Below are 13,573 nucleotides of genomic sequence, written 5' to 3'. Positions count from 1 at the left end.
AGCGTTATCTATCAACTGCACTATTTGAATAAGTCGATATAAGATGCAATGAATTTTGCATCTTTTTTTATTTTACTTTGACTATGAAAACAAAATAAGGTTAAATAGTACTATGCGATAGAGGAGAATACATGAACACAATACTATTTGATTTAGATGGAACATTACTTTCCATGGACCTTGATGAATTCATCAAGCAATATTTTGGACAAATTAAACGCAAATTTGCTGATTCAACATATGATGCAGATTTACTTATAAAAGCGATTTGGGCAGGAACTGAAGCAATGACAACAAATGATGGAAGCCAAACCAATGCAGAAATCTTTTGGCAGACCTTTGAACAAGTAAGTTCGATCCCTGCAAGTGAAATCGAATCAACATTTGAAGATTTCTATACAACAGACTTTCAGAATATCGAATCTGTGGTAACACAAAATGCCGATATAGTTGAAGCCGTTGAAGTTTTAAAACAAAAAGGGTATAAAATGATTGCAGCAACCAACCCATTATTCCCAAAAATTGCAAGTGAATCTAGACTTCGTTGGTCTGGAGTTGATGCGAATGCATTCTTAGAAGTTACGACATTTGAAGATTACCATTACTGTAAGCCAAATCCAGCGTACTTTACAGAAGTATTAGAAAAGCATCAAATTGATAAAGCAGATGTGATGATGGTTGGAAATGATGCCCAAGAAGATGGGGCAATCTTAAAACTAGATATTCCACTTTACTTAATTAATGACCATTTAATTGACCGTAAGAATGAGGCAAAACTTGCACAGTGGAATACAGATGCAAAAGGATTCTTAGCATTTGTTAGAGAATTAGAAGACGCAAAATAAAAAGATGATCGCTCATCTTTTTTTCTTTTTCTCTTTTTTCGTAAGTGGTAGATTTGCATCTTTCAAAGTTTGAATAATACTTTCTAATGCTTTTAAGCGATGTTCTTCTATCATTGGTTTCAAACTTGGATATGACTCTTTAAAGTGTTCAAGACGCTTACTATAACGATTACTTGCTTTAATTGTCTTATCCGAGATTTGTTCGCGTACATTTTGAATATTTTCATTGACTTGTTTTGCTAGTAACTCTGCATCACTACCAATTTTATCCTTAAGTTCATCAACACGTTGTAGTGCTTTATTAATATCAAGTGCATGTACAATCGAGAATGTCGTATCGGTAATAAAGATACCAATGAGTAAACCAGTCAGCACGTATTTTGTGACATCCGGTAGACTTTTGATCAATTCAACGACTTCAGGGTGTATTCCATAAACTAATACAAGTGCCATAATTCCAAACATAATCGAGTTTTTTAAACAAATTCGTCCATTCAGATTGAATTTATATGTTGAATAGTCCCACCAGCGAAGATGGAAGATTTTTTCCATTCCATAACTTGTTACATATTCAAGTGTACTAGTAACAACTACACCTAAAATAAAAATAAGTGGTGGGTAATACGTATATGGATCCAATACATAAAGTACAGCAAGTGCACCAAACCCATAGATTGGGCATATCGTTCCATATAAGAACCCACGCTTTACAAAATGTCGTTTACCAACACTGACATAGATTGTTTCGCAAACCCATCCTAGGAAGGCGTAAACAAAGAATGCTATGATGGCATCGAACAGATTCATTTTGATTCCTCCATGTTAAGTTTTGCATTACTTAACATTAGTTTAATACGATTTTCCTGGTTAATGCTACTTGCACCAGGGTCATAATCAATGGCCACAATATTTGAATATGGATAGTTATCTTTGATTTTACGCATCATTCCTTTAGCGACAATATGATTTGGTAAACAACCAAACGGTTGGCAACAAACAATATTATTCACATCAGATTCAATAAGTTCTAACATTTCACTTGTCAGTAACCATCCTTCTCCCATTTTTACACCTTTTGAGATGTAATCTGAGGCAATATTACTGATTTGACTAAAGTCTGACATTGGTCGAAAAACTCCATGTTTCTTTATTGCTTTAATCATCTTACGTTGCGAGTGAATGATATACTTAATCACAACTCGTGCAAAGTTACGATTCATTTTATTGATTCCATATAAACTGTAATCCAAAATCATATTCTCACAACAGTAGGCAATAAAATCCATCAATCCAGTCACAACAGGTTCAGCTCCTTCATTTAATAAGAATTCTTCTAAACTGTTATTTCCAAGAGGGGAATACTTCATATAGATTTCACCAACGATTCCAACTTTAACTTTTTGCTCATTACTTCTAGCAATCGATGCATAATCATCTAATATTTCTTTATAATTTGCTTTAATATGTAAGAATTTTGTTGAATGAAGACTGTCTGCAACTTTCTTTGTCCATTTCTTATCCATGGCATCAGTTGCACCTGCTTCAAGTTCATATGGCTTACATTGATTGGAGATCCACATTAGTAAATCACCATAAATAATTCCATAAATCGCTTTTATTAAGAAGCGATAAGTGAATGTAAATCCACTATTTTTTTCTAATCCATAGAAGTTTACTGAAATTACTGGGATATGTGCCATTCCATTATTTCTAAGTGCTTTTCTTAATAAATGAATGTAGTTACTTGCACGACATCCACCACCAGTTTGGGTAATAATCAAGGCAACTTTATCAAGATCATATGCACCACTTTTTAAAGCATCAATCATTTGTCCAACAACAAGTAGGGCAGGATAACATGTATCATTGTGTACGTTTTTTACCCCTTCATTCACTATATTTTGATGCTTTGTTTTAAGCAGTTCTACTTTATATCCTTCAGAAATCAATAATTCTTCAAGGATTTGAAAATGCATATGTAACATATTTGGAATAAGGATGGTATGCGTTTTCTTCATTTCTTTGGTAAATTCAACGCGTTCTATTTTACTCATTTGCTTCCTCCCGGTCTTCCATTGCTGCTAGTAATGAACGAATTCGTATTTTCACAGCTCCTAAATTATCAATTTCATCAATTTTAAGTTGTGTATACATTTTATTGTTTTCATGTAAGATGTCGTGAATTTCATCCGATGTAATGGAATCAAGTCCACAACCAAAACTTACAAGTTGTACAAGTTCACAATTTTCAATATTGGCAATATAGTTTGCTGCTTGATATAAACGAGCGTGATATGTCCATTGGTTTAATACTTGGAATTTTTCAAACTCAACTGTACGTGCCACACTGTCTTCAGAAATAACCGCACAACCTAGTGAGGTAATCAAACGATCAATTCCGTGGTTAATTTCAGGATCGATATGGTATGGACGTCCTGCTAAACAGATGATTTTTAAATCTTCTTTTTGTGCATACTCTAATGCTTCACGTGCATAGCTTTCAATTTCATTTGTATGGTTTTCGTATTCCGCATAAGCTAGATTACTCGCTTCAACGATTTCTTTTTTAGATATACTGTATCCTTGTTCTTTTAGATAACGACGGATTTTCTTCATAAAATCCTTTTTATCATTAACAGAAATATATGGATACATAAATGGAATTTTCACATCCATATTTGCTTGAATGACTTCAGGATAGTATGCAACAACAGGGCAGTTAAAGCAGTTATCACTAATTCCTTCATCAAAGTTATAAGTCATAGCAGGGTAGAATATTGCATCCAAATCCTTTTCTAATAAATTCACAATATGACCATGTACTAATTTTGCTGGATAACACGCTGTATCTGAAGGAATTGTATGTTGTCCCTTATTGTAAATCGCTTTACTAGAACGGTCGCTCACAATAACTTCAAAATCTAAAGCGGTAAAGAACGTATGCCAGAATGGTAAGTTTTCATACATATTAAGTACCATTGGTAAACCAAGTCTTCCGCGTTTACCTGGTTTTGATAGTTCCTTATACGATTCCAATTTTGCCATTTTTAAAGCATAAACATTTGGAATATCAAAGTTTGCTTCACCTTTAATTGGACGTTCACATTTATTTCCAGCAATAAGACGTTTTCCATCACCGAACGTATTAATTGTTAGGGAACAGTTGTTTCCACAAAGACGACAGTTTACTACTTTTGAAGTATGGGTAAAGTTTTCGACTTCTTCTTTACTAAGAATTGTACTTGTTCCATTTGATTTTTCTTGTGCGATTAGTGCAATTCCAAAAGCACCCATAAGTCCAGATATTTGTGGACGAACAACAGGTTTATCTAATTCTTTTTCAAAACTGCGTAATACAGTGTCATTTAAGAATGTTCCACCTTGTACAACGATGTTTTGTCCTAAATCTTCTGGATCTGCAATACGAATAACTTTATATAGTGCATTTTTTACTACTGAGATAGCAAGTCCTGCACTAATATCTTCAACAGTTGCACCATTCTTTTGTGCTTGTTTCACTGATGAATTCATAAAGACTGTACAACGACTACCTAAATCCACTGGATGTTGACCCATTAAGCCCATTTGTGAGAACTGAATAATGTCATATCCTAAAGAGTTGGCAAAAGTTTCAATGAAACTACCACATCCAGAACTACATGCTTCATTTAGAATAATCTCATCAATGCGATTATCTTTGATTTTAAAACACTTCATATCTTGACCACCAATATCGATAATGAAATCAACATTTGGTTCAAAATGTTTAGCTGCAGTATAGTGAGAGATGGTTTCTACTTCACCTTGGTCCATATGGAAAGCTTGACGAATCAATTCTTCTCCATATCCAGTAACACCACTTCCAGCAATTTGAATCTCTGGATTGATTGAATAAATTTTAGTGAGTTGTTCTTGCACAACATCAACTGGATTTCCTTGGTTTGACGTATAGTTTTGATATAAAATCTCATGATTTTCATTTAGTAAAACAATTTTAGTTGTCGTACTTCCTGCATCAACTCCCAAATATGCTTTACCTTTATAGCTAGCAAGATCTACTTCTTGCACTTTCGCTTTTGCATGACGTTCTTTAAACTCTAAATATTCGTCATCATTATTAAATAGGGGAGGTAGACCTTCATGTGAGACTTTCACATTTGCTGCACGTTTTAATGCATCCATTAATTGTGCATATGTATAATCTTGAGTTTCACTTTCTGCACTAATTGCAGCCCCTAAAGCAACAAAGTATGGTCCCATTTCTGGAAGTGTCGCCTGACTTTCATCAATTTTTAAAGTTTCAATAAAGCGGTCACGTAAGCCTTTATTAAAGGATAAAGGACCACCTAAGAATAGAATATTTCCATCAATGGTTCTTCCTTGAGCAAGACCGGTAATGGTTTGATCAACAACAGCTTGGAAAATACTAGCAGCTAGATTTTCCTTTTGAGCACCTTGGTTCAATAATGGTTGAATATCCGTTTTCGCAAAGACTCCACAGCGTGAAGCAATTGGATATAATTTTGTATAGTTTTGTGAGAGGGAATCAAGTTCTGCCAAGTCGACATTGAGTAGCGTTGCCATTTGATCGATAAATGCTCCAGTACCACCGGCACATGTTGAATTCATTCGTTCCTCTAAAGCTCCACGTAAAAAAATAATTTTTGCATCCTCACCACCAAGTTCAATTACAACATCACTGTCATTGTGATATTTTCTAACTGCTTTGGTTGTCGCAAAAACTTCTTGTACGAATGGTAAATTAGCATTGTTTGCAATTCCTAAACCAGCACTACCAGTTAAAGAAATCTTGAATTTATGATCCTTAATAATCGGTTTTAATTCTTCAATCTTTTCTAGTGCCATTTCACGAACTCTTGATTTGTGACGTTCGTAACTTTTATATACTACTTCATTTGTATCATTCAAAACGACTGCTTTGATCGTTGTTGAACCGATATCTAAGCCTATTTTATAAGTCATATTTATCGTTCCCTCATTTTCCATATGTGTCATTCTAACACAAAGGTTTGCCAACATTCAATCATTTGCAACCCTTTGTTTACGTATTAAAAATGTAAAATGCTATATTTTATAAGAAGTTGAGAAAATAAAGCGGTTTCATTGGACTTTCATGGGTATTCTAATGTGTTTAGATGCATTTTATGATATACTTGATTAAGGAAATTTACATACCAAAAAGAATAAAAGAAAGAGGATTATAATATATGGATACAGTAAAAATATTTGCGTTAGGAGGTCTTGACGAAAACGGTAAAAATATGACCGTGGTTGAGATTAACGACGTAATCTTTATCGTTGAGGCGGGAATCATGATTCCAGATAGCGCCTTACTAGGAGTGGAATATGTCATTCCTGATTTTAACTACTTAATTGAAAACCAAGAGCGAATTGCAGGGATTTTCATTACTCATGCACACGATGATGTAATGCGTGCATTACCATTCTTGCTTAAACAGATCAATATTCCTGTTTATACAGGGAAGTTTACATCGCTTTTTGTGCATGACTTATTACATGAAGCGGGAATTAATGAGTACATTCTTCATGTCGTTGATCGCTCATCGACATTTAAAATTGAAGGTGTGCCAGTTCGTACCTTTGCGATGACACATGCATCACCAGATAACTTTGGAATTGCTTTTATGACAAGCCAAGGTGCTGTTGTATTCTCAGGAGAGTTCATTGTTGATTACAATAGTTTAAGTGATGAATACCGCATGGATGTGAATGTGCTAAGTGAAATTGGAAACAAGGGTGTTCTAGCATTACTAAGCGAATCCGTTAGTGCTACAAATGAAGGACACACAGCACCACACCACCAAATCAAAGAGAAGTTAGAACCAATCTTTGAAGAAAGTGGTAAGAATCGTCTAATTGTTGCTTGTTACCGTCAAAGTCTATACCGCATTATGGAAATATTAGACATGGCGATTAAATACAAAAAGAAAGTCTTTATTCGTGATAAAGAAATGATTAAAACGTTAAAATATCTTGATGAACTTGGTTACTATAAATTACCAAAGAACATGATCATTCCACGTGATCAATTTAAAAATGATATGAAAAATGTTGTGATTTTAGTTACAGGTCGTGGAAAACGCTTGTTCCTTAAGATTTCAACAATTGCGACTAATGAAGATAAATATGTAGAAATGCAAAAGAATGACACAATTGTTATTACAAGTCCTGTGGTTAATGGGACTGAGCATGAAGCAGTAAATATGGAAAATGAAATCTATAAAGAAGGTGGACGCATTTACTCTTTTAAAGCAAAAGATGCTGCAAGTATGCACCCTTCAAAAGAAGATTTAAAAATGGCATTATTTCTATTTAAACCAAAATACTACATTCCAGTAAAAGGTGAATATCGTCATTTGATTGCGAATGCTAATTTAGCAAGTTCAATGGGATATGATGATGACAAAATCATCCTATTAGACAATGGACAAGTGGCAACATTCCAAAATAAAAAGCTAATTTCTACAGATGAAGTGATCAAACTTGAAGATCAACTCATTGATGGAGATGAAAATTGGGATGTAACTGGGGTTGTTTTAAAAGACCGTGAATGGTTGTCAACAGATGGTGTGATGATTATTGGTGTTACACTAGATAATCGCACAAAGAAAATCATCAGTGGAATTGATGTACAAACAAGAGGTCTTGTATATTTAAAAGATGCAGATTACTTAATTAAAGAAGTAATGAACATCATGAAAAAAACAATCGAAAAAGCAGTAAAAGATCGCCGTTACGATAACTTAGAATGTCGTGCAGAAGCAAAAGATAAAATCAGTAAGTATTTGGTTAAAGAAACAGGGAAACGACCAATGGTTTTACCCGTGATTTTAGAAACAACAAACGTATAATAATAGGTGGGCAGAATATGGCGAAAAAGAAAACAACAAAAAGAACAAATAAAAAGAAGAACCGCGCTTTAGAAAGTGAGGTTCTTCTCTATGTCTACTGTTTACTTTTTATTACAGTAGCACTTATCGGGTTATTAAGTGTTGGACTTGTTGGGGAAATGTTAAACCATGGAATGCGCTTCATTTTTGGGGAAAGTACACCAGCAGTATTTGCACTATGCATCATACTTTGTGTTTATTACATGATTAAGAAAACCTTACGCGGACTCAACACAAAACTTGTCATAATGACAATTATTGGATTTTTAATGATGCAAACCTTTTTAACAACCTTTATGGATGTTAACTTCAAAGGGCAAGCATTTTTAAATTACTATCTTAAGAATACAAGTAATATACTAAGTGGTGCATTTCATGCAGGTGGAGGAATCATCGGAGCACTTCTTTACAGTCTATCGACGATCTTATTTGATAAAAGTGGAACTTATATCTTACTTGCAGGACTCACACTGATTTATATTGTTGTAGCTTTACGTAAAGAAGATCGTGAGCGTATTAAAGCGATGTTTACACGTATGGGTGAAAAACATGAAGTGCGTAAAGAAAATCGTAAAATTAAGCGCGTCGCTGATAAAGAAGCAAAGATTTTAGATTATGAAGAAGTGGAAGAAGAACCAACCGAGGATTTTGCAGATTTACTATATCAAGATACACAACCAACCAATGTTGGAATATTAGCTGATGACTATGATGAAGTAGATGTACTATCACCTGCAGAACCAACACCAGAAGTAGTAGAGCAAACATCAACAAATGAACGTACGGTTTCAACAGACTACTCAAGATATAAACTTCCAAGTTTAAACTTACTTGCCATTCCTGAACGAAAAGGGAAGAATAGCAGTAATGTAAATGCAGCAAATGAAGCAGGAAAACGTCTTGTGTACATTTTGAAGCAATTCGATGTAAATACACAACTTGTGGCAACACATATCGGACCAAGTGTCACAAAGTTTGAATTAAAAGTTGAAGAGGGTGTTCGTGTTAATAAAATCAGCAATCTTCAACAAGATATAAAAATGGGACTAGCAGCTAAAGATATTCGTATTGAAGCGCCAATTCCAGGAAAAAGTACTGTCGGTATTGAAATCCCTAACCAAGAGAAAACCTTAGTAAATATTCGTGATTTATTACGCACCATTCCACAAAGTAGTGCAAATAAGAAACTACTGTTTGCTTTGGGTAAAGATTTGATGGGGAATAATGTTTATGGCGAACTAAATAAAATGCCTCACTTACTAATTGCAGGAGCAACCGGAAGTGGGAAAAGTGTTTGTGTAAACAGTATTATTACTTCATTACTGATGCGCACAAAACCAGATGAAGTTAAAATGTTGCTTATTGATCCAAAGAAAGTGGAATTTACGATGTATGCAAATATCCCGCACTTACTTGGACCAGTAATTACCGATGGAGATAGTGCAAATCGAGCACTTAAAGTGGTCGTGAATATCATGGAAGAACGCTATAATTACTTCTCACAAGCTGGTGTTCGTAACATTGCCGGATATAATGAGTTTGTCAAAAAGACTGGGGCAAAACCATTACCATGGATTGTCGTAATTATTGATGAACTTGCCGATTTAATGTTAGTTGCTGCTAAAGAAGTAGAGGCAAGTATTCAACGTATTACCCAACTTGCTAGAGCTGCAGGTATTCACTTGATTGTTGCAACGCAAAGACCAAGTGTTGATGTTATTACTGGAGTAATTAAGGCGAATATTCCTAGTCGTATTGCTTTTGCTGTAAGCTCGGCAATTGATTCACGTACCATTTTGGACCAACAAGGGGCTGAGAAGTTGCTTGGACTTGGTGATATGTTATATATTCCACAAGGTGAAAACTCACCAATTCGTGTGCAAGGATGTTTTGTCTCAGATGATGAAGTTGAAGCGATTGCTGCAGCTAGTTCAAAACAGGCTGGACCTAACTATGAAGATGCTTTCTTACGCTTAGAAGAGCACGATGGACAAGTAAACAGTACAATTAGTAGTGATCCGCTATTTGATGAAGTATATCAATTTGTCGTAGAATCACAAAAAGCCAGTACATCATTTATCCAAAGAAAGTTTTCAATTGGATACTCACGTGCTGCACGTCTTATCGATTTACTAGAAGATCAAGGAGTTATTGGACCAGCAAATGGTTCCAAACCACGTGAAGTCTATCGTAAACCTGTACAAGACGAATAAGGAGAAAACAATGAATTTAAAAGTTATTAAAGAAACAAAATTCAAAAATATCGTAATTAGTGTACGTTTTCGTTCACCATTACATAAAGATAGTGTTGCACCAAGAATGGTAATATCCGACTATTTAACCAATGTCTGTAAGCAATATCCAACCAAAGCAAGTATTGTAGATAAACTAAATGCAATGTATGGTGCAAGTATTTCAAGCAATTATATGACCTATGGAGATAGCCAAGTTGTTGAACTACGTGCACGTATTATTGATCCATCTTATATCGACTACAAAGAAGATTTAATTATGGAAGCAATTGCTGTCATGAAAGCATTTTTATATGAACCATTAGTTGATGAAAATGGAAAGTTATATAAAAACTACGTAGATGAAAGTATTCGTATGACGCTAAGTAAAACAACTCGTATGTATGATGAACCAAGCCAGTATGCTTCAAGTAAAGCGTTACACGAAGCAGGAAGAGGGTATGCACTTGCTAATCAAGTCCTATTTTTTGAAGATGAAGTAAAAAACATTACACCGGATAGTTTACTTGAGGCTATGCAATCCATGATACAAGATGATGTTATGGAAGTACTCGTTATCGGTAATGTAGACGATTCTACAATCGAGCAAATCAAGAATGCATTTATCAGTGATGCGAAAATCATACCTGCTGTATCTTATAAAGTGGATGCAAAACGTAAAGATAACTATATCGAAGAATATCGTGATATTAGTCAAGCGTATATCTCAATGGTCTATCAAACCAACATCAACAATCTTGATGCATCTTATTGGAAATTAGCAGTTGCAAATGCAATCTTCGGTCAAACACCGTCTTCATTGTTGTTTCGTGAAGTGCGTGAAAAACACTCACTTGCATATTCCATCCACTCTGGATTGCATCCATATGATGGAGTATTAAGTGTCAATGTTGGAGTAAATGAAGAAAATGTTGATAAGACAATCACATTGATAAAAGAACAATTGGAACGTGTAAAACAAGGTGATTTTGATCATAGCATCATCCAAGTGGTTAAGGATATGCTTGCCAATTCATTTATGACACAAATGGATGATTTACATGGTATTTTGAACTTTGGTTACCGCAATATGATTTTGGCAACAGATGTAAGTGTTGAAGAAATCATCAAACAAATTTATGAAGTAACACTAGAAGACATCAAAGAAATAATGTCTCAAATTGAGTTGCTTACTACATTTGTCTTACGTAAAGGAGATGAAAACTAATGGAAACAATTACAAATCATCACTTTAAGGAAAGCTATATTAGTGAAACTTTACCAAATGGTTTACATGTCATTTTATGGCAAAAACCTGGATTTAAGAAAAGCAATTTCGTGTTTGCAACACCATTTGGTGGACGTGATCACGACCAAAAAGATGAACATGGAAATGTTCATACATACCCAGAAGGAGTTGCACACTTTTTGGAACATAAGATGTTTGAAAAAGAAGGTAAGGATGTCATGGAAGAGTTTTCTAGTTTAGGAGCTAATGTGAATGCATTTACTTCTTATAACGAAACTGCATATTACTTTTCAACAACCAATAACCCAATCAAGCCACTGAATTTACTGCTTGATTTTGTTCAAGAGCTAACGATTACCAAAGAGTCTGTCGAAAAAGAGAAGGGGATTATCATTCAAGAACTTGAAATGTATAATCAAATGCCTGATGCTCGTCTATTTAGCGAGTTATTTGCTTCCGTTTTTGATATTCACCCAATGAAACATGATATTGGTGGTACTGCAGATAGTGTAAATGCAATTACACTAGAAACACTATATGAATGTTATCAACTAAATTATCATCCAAGTCGTATGATTTTAGTAGGAGTTAGTGGACATGATCCAAAAGAATTAATGGAAACCATCAAAGAAAATCAAGCTAAGAAAACCTTTGAACTTCCATATCAAGCAAGTCGTATTTATGTGGATGAACCAATAAAAGTTAAAACACCACATGCACAAATTCAAATGGATATCACTACACCAAAAACAGCATTAACTTTTAAGATGCCAGGAATCCGTGATGCAAAACAAGCAGAACTATATGAATGGGCAATTACCTTTGCTCTAGATGTTGCATTTTCACCATTAGCAAGTAAATATCAAGAATGGATGGATCAAGAAATTATCAATGATTCTTTCTCATATGACGTAGAATTCACAAAAGATTATGGACTTATCGCATTTAGCACAGAAACCAATAAGATTGAAGAATTCTATGCAACCATTAAACATGAACTACAAAATATTTGTGACTTTGATGAAAAAGAACTCGAAAATATGAAGCGTCGTGTATATGGAAGTAATGTAACATCGCTTAATAGTTTTGATTCCATTAGTATTGGATTTGTTCGTACATACTTTGCAGGATTGGATTTCTTTGAAAGTCTAGAAATTGTGAATAAAGTAAATAAGGATGTCATTAAAGAGGCAAGTGCTCTAATTGATATCAATAATACATGTGAAGTTGAAATACTTCCAAAAGATGGCAAATAGTCATCTTTTTTATTTTCTGTCATCGTTTGTGCTATTATACATATAGAAAGAGGTACTATGAAAACACTCTATATAAAACAAAAAGTATTCTCGATAGGAGAAAAATTTACCGTTTTCGATGCAAATGAAACACCCATATATTGGGTTGAAGGAAGCTTCATGGAAATACCTAAACATTTTACAATTTATGATGCAAATGGTGAGTTTGCAACAATAACCAAAAAGGTATTTAGCTTCTTACCACGGTTTTATGTTGATATTGATGGTTATGATGTCGCTACCATTTACCGTGACTTCTCATTTTTTCATGCAAAATATCACATTGAAGCTGATGGCATTGAAGTAAGTGGTGATATATGGGATATGAACTTTACAATCACACTGCAAAACCGACAGATTGCTTCGATTCATAAAGAATGGTTTACTTGGGGTGATTCTTATGTAATTAAAATTGATGATGATACTTATGAAAAACTAATTGTTGCACTTGTCATTGCCATTGATCGTGTGAAGTTAGATAGTAATAATTAATTCAATAAACTCTATGATAACCATCATTGATATTCTGTGATGGTTTTTTTATCTTCTTTAGGATACTTTCTTTTTCTTGCCTATATATACGTGACAAGAAAGAAAAGAGGTGTTATATTGAATCATTTTGTAATTGTAGGTCGAATGGTAGAAAAACCAGAACTTCGTTTAACTAGCTCAAATATTAAATTTGCAACTGCTAGTGTAAAAGTAAAACGAAACTTTAAAAATGCGGATAATGTATATGACTATGATGTATTTCAGGTAACGCTTTGGCGTGGTATTGCTGAAGATGTAATTGATGTTTGTGAACCTGGAGCACTCGTTGGTGTTCGCGGTCGAGTACAAACAAGTTTTTATACAAGCGAAGAAAATAAGACCTACACAAATTATGAATTCGTTGCTGAGAAAGTAAGTTTCTTAGATCACGAAGAAAAATAGGGTAGAGGGAAAGAAATATATTCTTTCGCCCCTCCCATTGCACCGTACGTACGGTTCTCGTATACGGCGCTACATATGTATTAATCAC

Annotated in this window: 10 protein-coding genes; 7 read left to right on the top strand and 3 right to left on the bottom strand. The window is 34.3% G+C overall.

What is annotated here, in order from left to right:
- The first annotated feature begins 131 nt into the window (after nucleotides 1–131).
- Nucleotides 132–845, top strand: a complete 714-nt coding sequence (locus EDD63_RS10585; protein ID WP_166667629.1) for an HAD family hydrolase — start codon at nucleotides 132–134, stop codon at nucleotides 843–845.
- A gap of 12 nt (nucleotides 846–857) precedes the next feature.
- Here EDD63_RS10585 and EDD63_RS10580 read toward each other — a convergent pair whose 3' ends face one another.
- Genes EDD63_RS10580 through EDD63_RS10570 form a run of 3 tightly spaced genes read right to left on the bottom strand, consistent with a single transcriptional unit; the run spans nucleotide 858 to nucleotide 5,828 of the window.
- Nucleotides 858–1,652, bottom strand: coding sequence for a putative ABC transporter permease (locus EDD63_RS10580; protein ID WP_134171246.1), 795 nt, complete (start codon nucleotides 1,650–1,652; stop codon nucleotides 858–860).
- Entirely contained in the window at nucleotides 1,649–2,899 is a 1,251-nt protein-coding gene (locus EDD63_RS11735) for a 2-hydroxyacyl-CoA dehydratase (RefSeq protein WP_279586086.1), read from the bottom strand. Before EDD63_RS11735 ends, EDD63_RS10580 begins: the two co-directional genes overlap by 4 nt.
- Nucleotides 2,892–5,828, bottom strand: coding sequence for an acyl-CoA dehydratase activase (locus EDD63_RS10570; protein ID WP_134171244.1), 2,937 nt, complete (start codon nucleotides 5,826–5,828; stop codon nucleotides 2,892–2,894). Before EDD63_RS10570 ends, EDD63_RS11735 begins: the two co-directional genes overlap by 8 nt.
- Before the next feature lie 245 nt (nucleotides 5,829–6,073).
- On the opposite strand from EDD63_RS10570, the gene EDD63_RS10565 reads away from it, so the two are divergent.
- From EDD63_RS10565 to EDD63_RS10540, 6 genes are all read left to right on the top strand, one after another.
- Nucleotides 6,074–7,738 (top strand): ribonuclease J, encoded by a 1,665-nt coding sequence (locus EDD63_RS10565; RefSeq protein WP_134171242.1) that lies wholly within the window; start codon nucleotides 6,074–6,076, stop codon nucleotides 7,736–7,738.
- Between the two features lie 17 nt (nucleotides 7,739–7,755).
- Nucleotides 7,756–9,990 carry an FtsK/SpoIIIE family DNA translocase gene (locus tag EDD63_RS10560; protein ID WP_134171240.1) on the top strand — a complete coding sequence of 745 codons (2,235 nt, stop codon included), beginning with the start codon at nucleotides 7,756–7,758 and terminating at the stop codon, nucleotides 9,988–9,990.
- 10 nt (nucleotides 9,991–10,000) lie between these two features.
- Nucleotides 10,001–11,236 carry an EF-P 5-aminopentanol modification-associated protein YfmF gene (gene yfmF, locus EDD63_RS10555; RefSeq protein WP_166667628.1) on the top strand — a complete coding sequence of 412 codons (1,236 nt, stop codon included), beginning with the start codon at nucleotides 10,001–10,003 and terminating at the stop codon, nucleotides 11,234–11,236.
- Nucleotides 11,236–12,513 carry an EF-P 5-aminopentanol modification-associated protein YfmH gene (yfmH, locus tag EDD63_RS10550; RefSeq protein WP_134171236.1) on the top strand — a complete coding sequence of 426 codons (1,278 nt, stop codon included), beginning with the start codon at nucleotides 11,236–11,238 and terminating at the stop codon, nucleotides 12,511–12,513. The genes yfmF and yfmH overlap by 1 nt, the downstream gene beginning before the upstream one ends.
- Nucleotides 12,514–12,570: 57 nt before the next feature.
- The gene (locus EDD63_RS10545) at nucleotides 12,571–13,044 is read left to right on the top strand and encodes an LURP-one-related/scramblase family protein (protein ID WP_134171234.1); all 474 of its coding nucleotides are present in this window, start codon (nucleotides 12,571–12,573) and stop codon (nucleotides 13,042–13,044) included.
- A gap of 117 nt (nucleotides 13,045–13,161) precedes the next feature.
- Nucleotides 13,162–13,485 carry a single-stranded DNA-binding protein gene (locus tag EDD63_RS10540; protein WP_166667627.1) on the top strand — a complete coding sequence of 108 codons (324 nt, stop codon included), beginning with the start codon at nucleotides 13,162–13,164 and terminating at the stop codon, nucleotides 13,483–13,485.
- The last annotated feature ends 88 nt before the right edge of the window (nucleotides 13,486–13,573 follow it).

This window comes from Breznakia blatticola, assembly GCF_004365815.1.
GTDB lineage: Bacteria > Bacillota_I > Bacilli_A > Erysipelotrichales > Erysipelotrichaceae > Breznakia > Breznakia blatticola.
This window is presented reverse-complemented; position numbering and strand designations above follow the sequence as displayed.